At 48.4% G+C, this 16,841-nt stretch carries 11 protein-coding genes; 4 read left to right on the forward strand and 7 right to left on the reverse strand.

Annotated elements, in window-relative coordinates:
• Position 1 precedes the first annotated feature (1 nt).
• Positions 2 to 1,258 (reverse strand): transcription termination factor Rho, encoded by a 1,257-nt coding sequence (gene rho / locus R3B84_11760; protein MEZ6141236.1) that lies wholly within the window; start codon positions 1,256 to 1,258, stop codon positions 2 to 4.
• Between the two features lie 878 nt (positions 1,259 to 2,136).
• Between rho and R3B84_11765 the strand changes: the two genes are divergently transcribed.
• Positions 2,137 to 2,973, forward strand: a complete 837-nt coding sequence (locus R3B84_11765; protein MEZ6141237.1) for a prolyl oligopeptidase family serine peptidase — start codon at positions 2,137 to 2,139, stop codon at positions 2,971 to 2,973.
• A gap of 118 nt (positions 2,974 to 3,091) precedes the next feature.
• Here R3B84_11765 and lptB read toward each other — a convergent pair whose 3' ends face one another.
• Together lptB and proS are read right to left on the reverse strand one after the other, a co-directional pair.
• A complete protein-coding gene (lptB, locus tag R3B84_11770) occupies positions 3,092 to 3,856 on the reverse strand; it encodes an LPS export ABC transporter ATP-binding protein (GenBank protein ID MEZ6141238.1) in 765 nt (254 codons plus the stop codon).
• A 120-nt stretch (positions 3,857 to 3,976) separates the two neighbouring features.
• The gene (proS, locus tag R3B84_11775; GenBank protein ID MEZ6141239.1) at positions 3,977 to 5,515 is read right to left on the reverse strand and encodes a proline--tRNA ligase; all 1,539 of its coding nucleotides are present in this window, start codon (positions 5,513 to 5,515) and stop codon (positions 3,977 to 3,979) included.
• A 300-nt stretch (positions 5,516 to 5,815) separates the two neighbouring features.
• Between proS and R3B84_11780 the strand changes: the two genes are divergently transcribed.
• On the forward strand, positions 5,816 to 10,495 hold the full coding sequence (locus tag R3B84_11780; protein ID MEZ6141240.1) for a cadherin domain-containing protein: 4,680 nt from the start codon (positions 5,816 to 5,818) through the stop codon (positions 10,493 to 10,495).
• 142 nt (positions 10,496 to 10,637) lie between these two features.
• Here the strand turns inward: R3B84_11780 and R3B84_11785 are convergent, their stop codons facing one another.
• The 3 genes from R3B84_11785 to thiL are packed head-to-tail and all read right to left on the reverse strand — an operon-like array spanning position 10,638 to position 13,645.
• Entirely contained in the window at positions 10,638 to 11,993 is a 1,356-nt protein-coding gene (locus R3B84_11785; GenBank protein ID MEZ6141241.1) for an MFS transporter, read from the reverse strand.
• Positions 11,990 to 12,640, reverse strand: coding sequence for an RraA family protein (locus R3B84_11790; protein ID MEZ6141242.1), 651 nt, complete (start codon positions 12,638 to 12,640; stop codon positions 11,990 to 11,992). Before R3B84_11790 ends, R3B84_11785 begins: the two co-directional genes overlap by 4 nt.
• Before the next feature lie 60 nt (positions 12,641 to 12,700).
• Positions 12,701 to 13,645: a thiamine-phosphate kinase gene (gene thiL / locus R3B84_11795; protein MEZ6141243.1), complete on the reverse strand. Its 945-nt coding sequence runs from the start codon at positions 13,643 to 13,645 to the stop codon at positions 12,701 to 12,703.
• An 84-nt stretch (positions 13,646 to 13,729) separates the two neighbouring features.
• On the opposite strand from thiL, the gene R3B84_11800 reads away from it, so the two are divergent.
• Together R3B84_11800 and R3B84_11805 are read left to right on the forward strand one after the other, a co-directional pair.
• Complete coding sequence (locus R3B84_11800; GenBank protein ID MEZ6141244.1) at positions 13,730 to 14,839, forward strand: GTP-binding protein; 1,110 nt, start codon at positions 13,730 to 13,732, stop codon at positions 14,837 to 14,839.
• A 97-nt stretch (positions 14,840 to 14,936) separates the two neighbouring features.
• On the forward strand, positions 14,937 to 15,830 hold the full coding sequence (locus tag R3B84_11805; GenBank protein MEZ6141245.1) for a nucleotidyl transferase AbiEii/AbiGii toxin family protein: 894 nt from the start codon (positions 14,937 to 14,939) through the stop codon (positions 15,828 to 15,830).
• Here R3B84_11805 and R3B84_11810 read toward each other — a convergent pair.
• Positions 15,807 to 16,712 (reverse strand): type IV toxin-antitoxin system AbiEi family antitoxin, encoded by a 906-nt coding sequence (locus R3B84_11810; protein ID MEZ6141246.1) that lies wholly within the window; start codon positions 16,710 to 16,712, stop codon positions 15,807 to 15,809. The genes R3B84_11805 and R3B84_11810 overlap by 24 nt on opposite strands.
• Positions 16,713 to 16,841: the final 129 nt, after the last annotated feature.

Here is a 16,841-nt window from a genome sequence, read left to right on the forward strand (position 1 = left end):
ATTACAGATTCATCCCAAGCAGAAACTCGGCATTGGTCTTGTTGCGTTTCAGGCGGCTCAGCAACATTTCCATCGCTTCAGTGGGGCTCATATCTGAAAGTACCCGACGCAACAGACGGCTGCGTTCGAGTTCTTCCGGGTGCACCAACAATTCTTCTTTACGAGTTCCAGAGCGTGTAACATCGATTGCAGGCCAGATCCGTTTGTCGACCAGACGGCGATCGAGGTGGACTTCCATGTTACCGGTACCTTTGAACTCTTCAAAGATCACATCGTCCATGCGGCTGCCAGTATCGATCAGTGCGGTAGCAATAATCGTCAGCGAACCACCTTCTTCCACGTTACGTGCTGCACCGAAGAAGCGTTTGGGTTTCTGCATGGCGTTGGAATCGAGACCACCAGAGAGCAGTTTCCCGCCCCCAGGTGCTTCGGTATTGTAAGCACGTGCCAGACGCGTGATGGAATCCATCAGAATTACCACATCCTTTTTACGTTCCACTAATCGTTTCGCTTTTTCAAGCACGATTTCGCTGACGCGGATATGTTGATCGGAAGGTTCATCAAAGGTGCTGGCAACCACTTCGACGTTTTTGCCCACCACCACGCGTTGCATGTCCGTCACTTCTTCTGGTCGTTCATCGATCAGCAGGATGATGACATAGCAATCGGGGTGGTTCTTCAGGATGGATAATGCCATCCGTTGCAGCAGAACTGTTTTACCCGCACGTGGGGGAGAAACGATCAGACCCCGCTGTCCCTTTCCAATCGGTGTCGTCAGGTCGACCACGCGACCGGAATATTCTTCCGGCGTGGTTTCCAGAATAAACCGTGCATCGGGGTGAAGCGGTGTCAGGTCTTCGAAGTTGGTGATGTTGTTCGATTGCTCGGGAGATTCGTTGTTGACGAGTTCAACCTGCATCAAAGCAAAGTTGTCCTGGCCTTCCACGGGTAAGCGAATCGGCCCTTCCACCACAAGACCGGTTTTCAGGCCCATACGACGGATCTGGCTGGGAGATACGTAAATATCTTCCGGTGATGCCAGATAGCTGTGAGCCTGGCTACGCAGGAAGCCGTAACCATCGGTCAGGACTTCCAGGGTACCAGAACCACGAACCACTTCGCCACGTTCGATCTGACGACGGACAATCGCCACGATCAGTTGTGCACGGTTCATACCAGAATGTTCGCCAATCCCTTCGGCTTCTGCCTGTGCAAACAGTTTTTGCATGGGCAGGCGGTACAGGTCGTCGAGTTTCATCCCACTGCCCGCACCCGTGGCTGTGGGATCACCACTGGGTACAGGGTTGGAATGCATCGACATGGGGCTACTGGTTGGTGGACGGCGAATAATACGATCCCCACTCATGGGTGTACGACGGCGAGCGGGTGCGGCCTTTTGGGGGCCTTCGTCGCTGTTGGCGACGGGCATAGGATCTTCCTCAAGTAAAAGTGAATAAAGGTTAACTGGCGATTAAGTTCTCGTTAAGTCGGTTCATTATCACATGAAATGAACATGTCCAGGTAGCTGCGCGATCAGTTGTTGATTGTCCAAGTAACAAGGAGTTTATCATCCGTTTTCCATCCATGGAACAATCAGAATCTACCAGAAAAATCTTCGATTTGCCCAACATTGGGACAAACGAACAAGTATCGAATATTGGTGCCGTGTCGTGCCAAAATGGAAAAAATACCGATCAACAAGTGCTTAATACCTAAGTTGGTAGTACCCAAATGAAACGAACCGGAAACAATACACGGTTTATGGTAGTGGCATATTGCCGAAACAAAAGTGGCATTCGACCAAACTGGTCATCGCATCCACGATAAAGGGATCATAACAGCAAATTGGAATTTTGTCCAGAGAAGAAAATGCTGATCTGGAAAAAAAATGAAATTTGTGAAAATCAGCAATGTGCAAATTGATCAGATTTATTTGCATACCACCACTGCCAAGTACAAAGTTTTTCGATTGATTCTTGTAACCTATTCATGTCCAGCTGTGTTATTTCATTGGCATCATCCGGTGTAGTTCAGCAGAAACTGAACCGGTACTTTTTTCATCCGAACAAGCGTTTGCGGTAGTGGCAAATACTGATCTTGCGATTACAGCAACAACTTTCCATAGAGAGTGTCAACATGATTTGGATTTCCACTGTAACAAGCACTCACCGTCGATATACCTGGATCTTGGTGGTGGGCATGATGTTCACTTTCACGACACACCCACCAGCAATTTTTGCCCAGGAAACAAGTACAAAACGATGGAAAGTGGGTGGGGTTGATCGTGAAGGGCTTGTCTACGTACCTACAAAAGCGAAAACTGCTCCGACTCCGATTGTTTTTGTCTTTCACGGTCACGGTGGGTCCAGCAGGAATGCATTTAACAGTTTTGCGATGCACAAAGCATGGCCAGAAGCAATTTCAGTTTATCTGCAGGGGTTGAATACACCAGGTCAACTCACGGATCCCGAAGGAAAGAAAACTGGCTGGCAAAGTAAAGCCGGAGACCAGAATGATCGCGACTTGAAATTTTTTGATACAGTTCTCGATTCCCTGAAAGCAGAATTCAAAGTGGATGAGAAACGCATTTACTCAACCGGCCATTCCAATGGTGGTGGCTTCACATACCTTCTGTGGGCAGAACGAGGCGATCGTTTCGCAGCTATGGCCCCTTCTGCAGCGGTTGGCATGCGGAGTTTGCCAAACCTGAAACCGAAACCGATGTTCCATATCGCCAGTGAGAATGATCCTCTCGTGAAATATGCCTGGCAGAAAAGGATGATCGAAAGTATCCAGAAGCTCAATGCCACGACAGGTTCAAAGCTCAGCGAAACGAGCAAGAACTGCACACTTTATCCCTCCAAAGACGGAAACGATGTGGTCGTTTTCATGCACGATGGAGGCCACAAATTTGCTGGCAAGGATGCTGTTGCTGCAATGGTGCAGTTTTTTCAGCAACATCCCAAAAAGTGAGTGAAGAGAGAACTTCAATGCTCGGCTGGATCTTCAGATTATTCAGAAAACGTTGTCCGCAATGTGGTTGTCGCAGACTCCGGGAGTCGCGATTAGAAAACCAGAAATCGACAATCTGCTACATACCAACAAATGTATTGTCGGTAAATGTGGTGCCCAGGTACTCGTTAATAGCAATCGGATCGTTAATCAGTTGGGCGGGGGTGCCTTTCGTCACCACTTTGCCGTCCTTGATCAGATAACTGCGGTCGGTAATTTTCAGCACCTCGCGCACGTTGTGGTCGGTCAGGAGGATGCCGATGCCATGTTCCGCCAGGTCGCGGATATTTTTCCGGATATCTTCCGTGGTTTTGGGGTCCACTGCCGCAAACGGCTCATCCAGCAAAATCAACAGTGGCTCGCATGCGAGACAGCGGGCAATTTCCAGTCGGCGTTTTTCCCCACCAGAACAGCGTGCGGCTGTATTGTGCCGCACGTGCGTCAGTTGAAAACGCTCCAGCATCTCTTCGGTGCGGTCCCACCGTTCTTTCCTGGTCAGCTTCCTTTGCAGGCTTCTACTCTGAGGCAGTGCCTCCAGAATTGCCAGTAAGTTCTTTTCCACAGTCAACTTACGGAAAATACTCTGTTCCTGTGTCAAATACCCCATCCCCAGACGGGCCCGACGAAACATCGGCAGGGTGGTGACATTTTCACCAGCAAACGTCACCAGCCCATCGTTCGGGGTAATCTGCCCAGTGGTCATCCGAAAGCTGGTGGTTTTCCCAGCACCGTTGGGGCCCAGCAATCCAACGACCTCGCCCGCATTTACTTCAAACGAAACTCCATCGACAACTTTTCGTTTGCCGTAAATCTTCACCAAACCTTGTGCTTCCAGCAACGCCATCGGTGCACTCCTGCAACCTGGTTGACAATATGACGATACAATGATGCCGCAATAACACGATATTGCTATGTGCCAATATCGTTACGCAGTGCGATCGTTTGATCGAAATCACCGACTATTCTAATAAGCGCGGGCAATGATCACTCGTTTCTTTGACGGTTTACCCGTGACGATGCATTTCCCTTCCGATTCTGGTTCATCAAATGGAATACAGCGAATGGTGCACCGCGTTTCTTCCTGAATCCGGTCTTCCGTTTCGCGAGTACCATCCCAGTGGGCCAGCGCAAACTGGGTCCGTGCCCCACTACCATCTTCCTTTTCGCTCGGGAACATCGCCTGTAATTCTTCGTAACTACTTACAGGAACGATATTTGCATCGCGAAACTCTTTTGCACGCTGGAACAGATTTGCCTGAATTTCGTGCAGCAGGTTTTCAATGAAATCGCTTGCTGATTCCATCGAAACACCCATCGTTTTGCCCGCTTTGCCTGGGATATCCCGTCGTGCAACAACGCACGCCTGCTTTTCCAGGTCTTTGGGGCCAATTTCGACACGCACCGGCACCCCACGCAGTTCCCATTCGGCGAAACGGAAGCCAGGCATATTGGTGAAATCGCGATCGATCTTCACTTGAATTGGCTGGTAGCCAAAAAACTCGGTGCGTTGGCGTTGCCGTAATTTTTCTGCCAGTTCTTCCGCCACAGCAATACATGGTGCACGTTCGGCATCGTTTTTGCCCAGCGGACAGATCACCACGTGCGTGGGAGCCAATCGAGGGGGAATTACCAGGCCGTTATCGTCGGAGTGCGTCATAATCAGCCCACCGATCAGGCGAGTAGAAACGCCCCAACTGGTGGCCCACGCAAAATCTCGATTGCCCTTTTCGGTGGTGAATTGAACATCAAACGCTTTGGCGAAGTTCTGACCCAGAAAGTGGCTGGTGCCCGCCTGCAGGGCTTTGCCATCCTGCATCATCGCTTCAATACAAAGCGTGTAGACCGCACCGGGGAACTTCTGGCCATCGCTTTTGGTGCCAACAATCACGGGCATGGCCATCCATTCTTCCGCAAACTGCTGGTACACTTTCACCATCCGGTGCGTTTCTTCTTCCGCTTCTTCGGCAGTGGCATGGGCCGTGTGGCCTTCCTGCCACAGAAACTCCGCCGTTCGCAGAAACAGGCGAGTTCTCATCTCCCAACGCACCACGTTGGCCCACTGATTAATCAGCAGGGGCAGGTCGCGGTAGCTTTCAATCCACGATTTGTATGTGTTCCAGATAATCGTTTCGGATGTGGGACGGACAATCAGTTCTTCGGTTAATTTTGCTTCCGGATCAACTTCAATCACCCCATCTTTCGAACGCAGCCGATAATGGGTGACGACAGCACACTCTTTGGCAAAGCCTTCCGCCATCTGCTCTTCCCGCTGGAAAAAACTTTTGGGAATAAACAGCGGGAAATAGGCATTGGAATGCCCGGTAGCCTTGAACAGGCCATCCAAACCGCGTTGCATATTCTCCCACAGGGCGTAACCGTTCGGTTTGATGACCATGCAGCCACGTACGTCCGAATTTTCCGCCAGCCCCGCCCGATCAACGATTTCCAGATACCACTTGGAATAATTTGTTTCTCGAGAGGTGATTTTTTTGTCGTCCGCCATACCAGCCTGTTTCCGGAAATTAAGATGGTCTTCATCTTATGAAAATCATCGCCCACCAAAAGAAGGAGGGTGGGCAGAGATCGAAAAGCCTTGGGCAGATTGAAAGATGAGAAAATTTTGCTGAAATTGGTGCACCACAGAAAAATTAACGACTCAAGTTCAGGAATAAAGGTGGGATATTAACGATGAGTCAGGCACGAATTCACGTGCAAGAAGAATATTTTGCCCAGACTGTTCAAATTAACTCCATTTTTAGGTATACTAACTAAGTTAAACCTACCACTGATGAGACACATTCTCATGAATAAGACCTCCATCCTGATTCGACCTTTGGAAATTCTCGAAGATCGCTCGGTTCCAGCAGTTTTTTCTTTTGCTGGTTTCGATTTTGAACAAGATAGCACTCCCGATGTGCAGACTTTATTAGCTGCCGGCACCTATTCGGGAGCAATTGTAACCAACGTACCGACCTCGGCGACTGGCTCCATCAGCAACTTTCCTGACTCAACTACTGGTTTTACTAACAGCCTTTCCTTCGGGAACCTGGTCAATAACACTGGCACGGTACGTGCGTTGAATCTTCCCAACGGGAATAACGGAACCGCCAATCGAAGTGGGCTGGAACTGAGTTGGTCGGGTAACCGTGGTTTAACAAATGCCACTGGCGACGATTTTGTCGTCTACGAATCCGGCTCCAACAGCACCACCCCAGAGGGGTTTATGGTGCAGGTACGCAATTTTTCTACTGGGACCTGGTCGAGCTGGTACCACCAACCTGCAGATTCATTCGCGGTGACCAATGGTGCAGAAGGTGGGTTTGCCCACGCTTTTGATCTCAGCGACATGGGTTTGGGTGCCACCGATATCATTGATCGAATTCGCATCGTAAATCTGACAGATGAAGACCGGATGGTGGATAGCAGTGGTGCAGGGGAAGTTATCCCAGAGGATAACGATGCTACAAGTACATTTCTACCTGATCCCGGCTCACTGGCGGGATTCACAAATTTCGGTGCATCTACTTTGGATCCCGATCCGATCTATCTGGGGGTATTCAACGCTCTGACTGATTTGCCATCCCCATTCACATTTGCTGGTTTTGAGTTCTACCAGGAGAACACCCCCGATATATCCAATCCTTTGCAGCCGGGCACGTTTAACGGGGTTACCGTTACCAACATTCCCAGCAGTGCAACAGGATCCGTGGGTTTTCCAGATTTACCTGCGACAGGATTTACAACCTCATTGACTTTAGGAACGTACCTGAATAACACCGGAACTTCCCGCGCGTTGAATTTGCCAGCAGGAAACAACGGCTCTACTACTCGCAGTGGACTGGAACTGAGTTGGTCTGCCAATAGGGGCTTTGCAAACAATGCAGGTGACGATCTCGTTTTCTACGAATCTGGATCGTTGAATACACCTGAAGGATTCATCATTCAGGCATTCAATTCGAGCACCCAATCCTGGTCGCCTTGGTATTATGAGCCTGCGGATGCATTTTCAAACTATACAACTGGTTCCGATGGAGCGTTTGCCACAGCGATCGATTTGAGCGATCTAGGAATTGCAGATGGCGAGATTATCAGTCGCATCCGTATTGTCAATTTGATCCTCTCTGACCGCACAGTGAATTCAAGTGGTATCGGCGAAATTCTGCCGGAAGATAACGGTGCCACCAGTTCTAATTTCCCTGATGCTGGCCCACTAGCGAGCTTTAGTAACTATGGCTCCAGTACGTTAGACCCAGACCCGTTATACGTCGCAGTACTGCAACCACTGAGTGAAACACTGGTTGATGTATCCGTAACCAATACGAACAATCAAGTCGCGGTAGCAGTAGGCCAGGAGATCACCTACACCATCGTTGTCAGCAATGCTGGACCCGCTGCAGCAAACAATGTTACCTTGACGGATACTTTTCCAACGAATTTAACTGGCGTCAGCTATACCAGCGTTGCCAGCGGTGGGGCATCTGGGAATACCGCTGCAGGATCGGGTAATCTCAACGAAACCTTGAATCTGCCCTTAGGTGCGAGTGTAACCTACACTGTTACTGGGACTGCCACCACAAACACGCCGAATCCATTAGTGAATACTGCTACCGTTACTGTGGATCCTGGAAATACCGACAGCAATCTGACAAACAATACGGCCACCGATTCCGATCCATTTGTGGTTGCCCCGGTGATCAATAATCAGTCATTCTTTTTAGAAAATAACCCTGAAAACGGTCGGATTATTGGAACAGTAGTTGCAACGGATGCCGATGTTGGTGACACGCTTACCTATGCGATTACCGCGGGGAATGGGGACAATATTTTCGCAATCAATGCGAATACCGGTGAATTATCAATCAGCGACAATACTCTCTTTGAACTGACTCCCGCAGGTTATCAGTTAACGGTCCAAGTGACAGATAGTTTCAATTTAACCGATGATGCAGTTATTTCGGTATTGCCCCCAGCATTACAACACGGAATTACGGAACTCGAAATCGATCTGAGTTCCATCTCTCCATCCGGCGGTACTTACACGGTGGAAATCGTTGATCCTGTGTTTACCTTACAGCAGGAACTCGGATTAACGAATCCAGTTGTTCAAGGTGCATTCAATTTTCGGGGCTATCAGGAACAGTACTTCATTAGTACAAATGGCAGCAATGCTGCGGGCCAAGGTTATTACGTATTGATGCCGGATAATAAGCTCTACGCTTATGCCGATCCTTTTGTCGGCCCACTCACTCTGGCAAATACGTTAGCCAGCACTCCAGTTGCAGATTTTTCTGCAGCACCGTACAGCACCGGGAATACATTGGATGTCTATCAGACTCCAACGTTGCTATCAGATAATGATGGAACTCCCAAGGTTGTACAAGAAACAGCACTGAATCGCATCAGCAAGCAGTATGGTTTGACCAATCCTCCACATAGTTTCAATTTTGCAGGAGCGAAGGAGTACTACTTTACCAGTAGTAACGACAGCAATCCAAACCACTTTAACTATTTTGTGCTTTTACCGAACAACACCTTAGTACGATTTAATGGCGTGTCTGCCACCACGAGTGATCTGGTTGTGGACTTTACAGCAGAAGGACTTGGCAACGTTTATGACAATCCTGCCATCCTGCATAATCCTCCTGCTTTGGTTGATGCAGTTACTGCAAGTATTACTGGCGATCTGTTAACAATTGATGCAGTACCTGAGTTTGATCGTACCGTTCAGGTTAAAGTTACGAAAACTGATGGAAATACAACAACAGAAAGTACGTTTGATTTCAGTGTGATCAATACTGTACCTATGATAGGTACTCTAAATGATATCGTGATTGATCATGATGATGATACTGTAGATTTCAACTTGAACCTTACTGATCCTGATCCCGATGGTTCATTCCGCAGAATATTTGTTCAATCAGAAGGTTATAACCCACTCTTTGACCTGAAAAATGAAATTGGTATCACAGAACCACCGTACGCAACCAACTTTTCTGGGCAGGGTGAACGCTGGTTTGAAAGCACCAATAACAGCAATTCTGCGAACGACTCCCTTTATGTACTGACCAGCGATAACAAGCTGTTTGCATGGGATGGCAACACTTTTGCAACAACAATTGGTGGGTCTGCAATTGCCGATTTCAACACCGCCCTGTACGACAACACTGCAGTGTATAACAATCCAGCCCTGTTATTTGCTGCTGAACCCCCGGCAAAACCTGCAGTCTTCTTGAATCGTGGACCGTTGTACGATGTCAAAATTGATCTCGGCTTTACAAACCCACCTTACACATTCAACTTTGCAGGAATGCAGGAATTCTGGTTTGAAAGCACCAATGGATCAAATCATCTGGGGAATCACCTCTTTGCGTTACTTCCAGACGGGAAACTGTATGCTTTTGACGGTTTTTCGTTGGCGACTTCGATGAATCGTACTCCTGTTTACGATCTGGCTGACACTGGTGCATACCAGAATCCCGCTTCGATTGCCAATTCCCGGCCTTCATTTATCAATGATCCCGTATTCGAAATTAAGGACAAATACGGCATTACGAAGGCAGATTTTGCATTTGATTTCCGCGGGGAAGGTGAAAAATACTTTATCAGTACGAATGGTAGCAATGCAGCCAATGGTGGTTTCTACGTGCTGATGCCGAATGGTGATTTTAAGGCATGGAATGGCGTTGATCTGCCCACCAGTCCGGTAGTTGCAACGGTACCTGTCGATGTCTACAACGACCCAGCGTTACTCTATGCAGCAACTGGTCAAAAAGCTGTGTTGAGCGTGGATTCAAACACCAATACGGGTGATGTCGAATTAGATCCGACAGTCGAATTTGCAGGAACCATCCGAGTAACGACAACGCTCACAGATCGTGCCGGCAGTGACACGGAAAGTTTCCTGTTGACTGTGAACAATCAGTTACCAGTATTAAGTGCAATTTCAACGTTCATTGGTACTTCTGCAGCTGGAAGTGGGAATGTGAACTTGGTTGCTTCCGATGCGGATGTAGGTGATGTTGTTGGGTTTGCTGCAATGATTTCACCATACAGCCCACTTTATGAAATTAAACGTACCTATGGTCTGACGAATCCAGCCTATGCGTTTAATTTCTTTGGCTTCGGGTCGTTCTATTTCCAAAGCACGAACGGCAGCAATCCTTCAGGAAACGGGATTTATCTGTTAACTTCTGACAACAAGTTATTCGCATGGGATGGTGTCGGCCACGCAACCACAATTGCCCAACAACCTGTGGCAGATTTTGCTGATCCTGAATACCTGGGAACAAATGTCTACGCCAATCCGAACCTGATCAACAATGCCACCAAGCCGACAGTAACTCCAGAGATCGGTACAACAATTGTTGGTAATACATTGACACTGGATTGGGACACTTCGTTTGTGGGCACGTTTCTAACGACAGTTTATGCCAGCGATGGCAGCAGCACCGTGCTCCAGAGATTTGTTGGCGTGGTAAGCTGAATGTCTGCACACACTTCTGTGTAACCGCACCTCATTCTGAAGACCTTCTAAATAGTTGAAGCCCAATTGAAAGAACCGGACATTCAACTTAATTTTGGCAGAAATGTGAGGAATATTTCATGATAATATTCTCATCATTCTGTTATCGAGCTTTCATCGGTGGGTCAGCAATCAGTTTATGGTTGGCATTTAAAAACAACGCACTGATTCCGGCCAGGGCATAACTGATCGCACAGGCCAGCATAATCAGATTCCATCCGTTATGGGTGATTGTTTTCGACCAGAGTAAACCCAGTGCAACAGGTGATACCGCAGCCCCCAGATTGCCCCACATATTGCCCCAGCCCAGTGCGGCACCGGCAAACTTACCCCCCACGTCCTGCGAAAATGCCCACAGTGGGGGATTTCCCAGATCAGATGACAGAGAAACAATGCACAACATAATCATCAGTGGGATCAGGCTGCCAATCCACCAATAGGCACCCAGGTAGGCTAGCGATGCCAGAAACAGCACAAACGCCAGTGGGAGGGATCTTCCCCAGCGCACCCCCATTCTTTTACCCACGTAATCGGTGGTGATTCCGCCTAAAAACAGGCCCAGCACACTGACCATCGCGGGTAACGCGGAATAGACTCCACGTTGAGCTGCCGAGACGCGAAACAGTTCATCCAGCATTTGTGGCAATTTGGTGATCAGGAATACCCAGCCCACATTGATTGCAAACTGAATAAAGCCGTAAATCCACATACTGTAACTACTTAAGATCGTTTTCCATGGGAAAGGGTCCTGCGATAGTTTGGTACTCGGCCCCACCAGGGCGGCTTCGGCAGCGTTCGATGCGGGATGTTCCGTGGGGTGATCTTTCGCCAGACGCAGATAAAAGAAGCCCCAGATGATGCCAATCAGACCAAAAAAGATCATGACCAGCCGCCAGCCATATTTATTGGCCGTTTCTGTGCTGTTGCCCAGCCCCAAAATGATTGAAATGAACAACACCATCAGCAGTGGGGTAACAAACTGGGAACAGGCCCAGCCCAGTCGCCCACCGAGGGCCACGATACTATTGGCCCGCCCACGACTGGCCACGGGAAACCAATTGCGGATAATTGCAGCCGAATTGGGATAGGCACCCGCTTCGGTTACCCCAATCGCCAGACGTGCTGCCAGCAGTGCGGCAAAACCAGCAGCCATTCCACTGACCGCAGTGAAGAACGACCACAAAATCAACAACATCCCCAGCGTGCGTGTAAAGCCCAGCCGCACCCCAAGTAACCCTGCAGGCACCTGTGCAAGCGCGTACGACCAGAAAAACGCACTTAACACCCAATCCCATTGGCCGGGACTCAGGCCAAGATCCCGCTTCACTTCGGTTGAAAACTGGGCCAGACAGGCGCGATCGTTGTACATGAAAAAGGCCACGCACATGGTGAAAAACATCATGCGGAAGCGGATGCCGGTGGGCTTCTGGCTGGGGCTCTCCTGCGAATTGGTGGTCATAATACTCCAAATTGCTCGAACGCTGCCGTGGCAGACATCCCGTTTTGAATGGCGGTGCGGACCTGATTTTCGGCTAGTACTTTGTCCCACGCCCGCTGGACGACGCTTGCTTCCACGTGGGTGGGCACCACGACGATACCATCCTCATCAGCAACCACCAATGCACCAGGTTCAAACAGGATGCCATCGATTTCAACGGGAATATCGATGTCGATCACGCGTTGGCGATCTCTGCTGTCGTAAATACATACACTGCGAGCAAAACATGGAAACTGCATCTGCCGAATCTGTCGACGGTCTCGAATCGCACCATCGACAATCACTCCTGCGCACCCCGCACGTCGTGCTGCGGTAGAAAGCAGTTCGCCCCAGATGCCGGAACGGATGGAGCCACCCGCTGCAGCAATCAGCACATCGTCTGGCTGGCAGCTGTCTACTGCTTGCAGTTCAAGAGCATACGGTTGTGGGTCGACATGGGCCATATCTGCCCACAAGGTTGTTTTACAGCGACCAATCAGCACACCACTGTCCCACATGGGCTGAATGGGTAACCGTGGGGACTGGCGACGATATCCTTCCGCATCCAGGGCGTCGCACACCACCGCACTGGTGAAGTGCTGCCGCATTAATTCAATTGTGATGCCCATGGTTCTCCTTCCAAGCAGCCACCCAGTAAAACACGTTCGGGACCGTTTTTCAACCACCAATCACTGTTCAGGTGGGGCATTTTCGCCAAATAGGTGCTCGTAACCGTGCGGCGAAAGTTTTGTGAGGCTGTTCTCATTTTTTAGCCAGAAACCATTTGCAACGATTTCGCCAATTCGAAACAGCGTGGGCGGCAATGGCGATTGAGCATGTGCAGCCACCAGTGCGGGAATATCGCTCTGTGCAATGGTAAACAGCAATTCGAAATCCTCCCCATCGTGCAAGGCATGTTCCAGAGACGTTTTGCCTGTTTTTGCCGCAAGTTCCTTTGCTGCAAGGGTAATCGGTATTTGCTGTGCAAATAATTCTGCCCCAACGTGGCTTGCCTGGCAAATTTTCAGCAAATCACATGCCAAACCATCAGAAATATCCAGCATCCCTCGCACGGGGTGCTGCCGGAGAAAAGAGATCCAATCCGTTTTCGGTTGAAAATCGAGATGGTGCCCAAGAATGCTGCCACCCAGTGGTCCGGTTACGAAAATTCCATCCCCCACCTGGGCGTGGGATCGCAAGGGCGAACCACCTGCAGGTGCCTCACCCAGTGCCGTGACCGAAATGGTTAACGGGCCTTCCCAACTGTTGGTATCGCCCCCAATGATCACCACGTCGTGATGATTACAGGCATTTTTCATGCCCAGGTATAAATTTTTTATTGTCTCAAGCGAAAAAGAGCGCGGGATACCCAAACTAATGAGAACGTATTTCGGAATCGCCAACATTGCTGCCAGGTCGCTTAGGTTGACATGGATCGCTTTCTGCCCCACGCGATAAGGGCCGGCATCGTGCAGCAGAAAACAACTCCCCTCCATTAACATGTCAGTCGTGCAGACCAATCCATGCACCATGGGGCGAACCACCGCCGCATCATCGCCGATACCCACAATCACATCCGGGGTGGGGCATTGCTGCTGGCTCAGCCAGGAAATGAAATCAAGTTCGCTGCCCACAACACCTTCCCTGCCTGGTTTTCTTACAGAAGCGATGCAGATACGATATAAAAACAATCGGGCAGATATCAGTGAGAGAAGCAGATGAAACAAGTGCGTTATATTATGTTGGGCGGATTTCTAGGTGCTGGTAAGACCACTACGATTGCCCGTTTAGCCCAGCAATTCATCCAAAAGGGACATATTGTGGGTGTGGTAACCAACGATCAGGCTCAGGATCTGGTGGACACCAACAATCTTCGTTCGCAGGGCCTGACCGTGGAAGAAGTACCAGGGGCTTGTTTTTGCTGCAAATTTGATGAGCTGATCGACAAAACCAAAACCTTGGATGCTGCCACCCGCCCCGATATTCTGCTGGCAGAACCTGTGGGAAGTTGCACCGATCTGGTTGCCACTGTCATCCAGCCACTGCGGGATCTCTATCAGGATCGGTTTTCGATTGCACCGTACGCAGTGCTGTTCAAACCCAGCCACGGCCTGCGAATACTGAAGAACGAATCAAGCGGTTTTTCACCGAAAGCCGCTTATATTTTTCGCAAGCAGTTGGAAGAAGCCGACCTGATTGTCATCAACCGAAAAGATGAACTGGAAACGGAAAAACTGGCCGAATTACAGGAATTGCTGGCCGCACAGTTCCCCACCACGCCCCATCTGGCAATTTCAGCAAAAACTGGGGAAGGTTTTCAGGAATTGACCGAATTTCTGAATCAAGAAGGGCGTTTCGGTCAGCGAATTCTGGAGATTGACTACGACATTTATGCCGCTGGTGAAGCGGAATTAGGCTGGCTGAATTCGAGCGTGCGTGCGACTTTTCAGCATCCCACCGATATCGATGCGTTTATTCTGGAACTGGTGCGTCGATTGCATCATCAACTGGTCGAAGTGGGAGCAGAAATTGCCCACCTGAAGGTGATCGCAATGGAAGATGGGGGAAGTTTTGCAGTTGCCAACGTGGTCAGTTCCGATGATCTGCCCAAAGTGTCGCTCGCTGCACAACAGCAGTGGCAGGAATGCGACATCGTGGTGAATGCCCGCGTTGCTATCGATCCGGAAATTCTGGAAAAAATGGTACAGGAAACGCTGCAAACTCTTGCCCAGCAACAGGATACGACGATTGACTGGCGTCAGACTCAAAGCTTCCGCCCCGGCAGGCCAACCCCCACCCACCGCTACGATAGTGCCGTGAACTCATAATTCGTTCAAGATGGTTCATGCAGCGCGTTTCAAACTTTATGGATGTCTCTTGGGGTGTTTCTATCTTATCTGAAAGTTGTTTATGTTGAGTTGCTAAATGGCTAAAAAGAAGAATACTGCCAAAAGCTCCAGTTTTGATGATATCAAAAGAGCCATCATTATTGGGCTGTTTTCAATTGATCAGCTACTCGACAAGCTAGTGCTCAAAGGAGGCAACGCACTTTCTTTAGTTTACGATATTTCAACACGAGCTTCACTTGATATTGACCTCTCCATTCCTGGTGAATTCGATGACTCCAAAGAAGTATCTTCGCTTATTGAGTCCTCCCTGCAAGCTAGCTTTGATGATCTTTCGTTCCAATTATTTGATTTTTCGATGACAGAAGAGCCTCGTGAGGTAACAAACGACCTTACAGGATTTTGGGGTGGTTACAGTGTAATGTTCAAACTCATTGAAAAAAGCAAGTACTTCGAACACCCCCATGAACTCGATTGGCTCCGAAGAAACAGTATTACCTTAGGAAACAGTAATGTGCGAAAGTTTACAGTAGACATTAGTAAACATGAATACTGCAAAGAGAAGCGAGATCACCAAATAAATGGTTATAAGATTTACGTTTATACTCCTGCAATGATTGTCTGCGAAAAATTGCGTGCAATCTGCCAGCAAATCGATGAGTATCGGAAAATAGTTTTCAAGCACAAAGCGAAGCGAGCACGTGATTTTCTTGATATTTTTCAAATCTGCGAATTGGAGGAGATTGATCCTAAGCAAGACTCATTTAGATCAACACTTTTGAATGTATTCACCATTAAAAATGTTCCTTTGCGTTTGTTGAATAATTTAGAAAATGAACGTGATTTTCACAAATCAGACTTTATATCTGTAAAGGCGACTGTTGCGAATTCCAGCGAGTTGAAGGATTTCGATTTCTACTTTCAATTTACGCTTGATTTTATTCAAAAATTAGAAACCTTTTGGAATGAATAGCCGCCATTTTTCAACATATTCAGTTGCCGTCATTTGGTAGTCGAGCATAAAATTAAATTCAATATTAAACTCTTCAAGTTGACTAATCTGTGACTTTGTGTAGTTGCCACTTCTTTCCAGGTAATAACCAATTGACTGATGGTAAGGATAAGTGTAAGCAATTTTCCTCAGGTATGCACATAAGCGGTTGATGGATACCCGATCAGAAGCTTCTGCAAAAGCTTTCGCCACTTCAGCAATACCACCGGAATAAACCGGCCGTACTGTAATGTCGATTAATGTACGCTCAAGATTTGTCATCCTCAGCGTAGTGCCCTCATTGCTTACTTTTTCAACGACTCCCAATTGATCTGTGTTGCCACCATTTAACAGATACACAGTGTATTCCCGAAATGATGCGATGTTGTTGGTTGTTCTACATGCAGTGGCAAACGAGCGGTTTATTCCAGCTTGCGTGAGTTCTCCTCCCCCGGGCCGCAGATTCTGTTCGATGTTGAAGTATATCGACTTGGGAATTTGCTCAGTGAGTCCATGGAAGTGCATTGCAGTATAGTGGCTATAATATCCATCCTGGTTGATTGATTGAATCAGTGCAAAATGTCCAATTTCGCCTAACGTGTATCTTACTACAGGGCGTGGAAACTGAAAAATGTGTGATTGAAGATTGGCGTTCTTCTGCAAAAACTGCACAAACTGATTTACAGTTGTTTTCTGAGCAAGTCGCCAGAAAGATCGATTTTCAGCTAGAAGCTCTTCAAGGTCCGCTCTGGAGAAGGCGTACTTTTGGGTTTTGGCAAGTGCGGCAAGTATGTCCGCTTTCGCGATGGTTAATCTCGTTCTTGGAGCCATTTTCTGGTAACCTGGAAACGTCGTTTTATACATTATATATACCACCAAAAATGACGTCCTATTCAGTGTTCTTTTTCAGGACGACGACTGTCGTTGGTGGGAATTGCCTGTGGTTACACACCACGCAGACCATTTTGGTACGAAAGTTAATAGGCGTCGTTG

This window comes from Zavarzinella sp., from assembly GCA_041399155.1.
Taxonomy (GTDB): domain Bacteria; phylum Planctomycetota; class Planctomycetia; order Gemmatales; family Gemmataceae; genus JAWKTI01.

Bases quoted from the DNA above. Each gene is read 5' to 3' on its own strand.
- lptB (MEZ6141238.1), bottom strand. From the start codon at position 3,856: ATGGCGTTGCTGGAAGCACAAGGTTTGGTGAAGATTTACGGCAAACGA.
- R3B84_11810 (MEZ6141246.1), bottom strand. From the start codon at position 16,712: ATGTATAAAACGACGTTTCCAGGTTACCAGAAAATGGCTCCAAGAACG.
- R3B84_11780 (MEZ6141240.1), top strand. From the start codon at position 5,816: ATGAATAAGACCTCCATCCTGATTCGACCTTTGGAAATTCTCGAAGAT.
- proS (MEZ6141239.1), bottom strand. From the start codon at position 5,515: ATGGCGGACGACAAAAAAATCACCTCTCGAGAAACAAATTATTCCAAG.
- R3B84_11805 (MEZ6141245.1), top strand. From the start codon at position 14,937: ATGGCTAAAAAGAAGAATACTGCCAAAAGCTCCAGTTTTGATGATATC.
- R3B84_11785 (MEZ6141241.1), bottom strand. From the start codon at position 11,993: ATGACCACCAATTCGCAGGAGAGCCCCAGCCAGAAGCCCACCGGCATC.
- R3B84_11790 (MEZ6141242.1), bottom strand. From the start codon at position 12,640: ATGGGCATCACAATTGAATTAATGCGGCAGCACTTCACCAGTGCGGTG.
- rho (MEZ6141236.1), bottom strand. From the start codon at position 1,258: ATGAAACTCGACGACCTGTACCGCCTGCCCATGCAAAAACTGTTTGCA.
- R3B84_11800 (MEZ6141244.1), top strand. From the start codon at position 13,730: ATGAAACAAGTGCGTTATATTATGTTGGGCGGATTTCTAGGTGCTGGT.
- R3B84_11765 (MEZ6141237.1), top strand. From the start codon at position 2,137: ATGATTTGGATTTCCACTGTAACAAGCACTCACCGTCGATATACCTGG.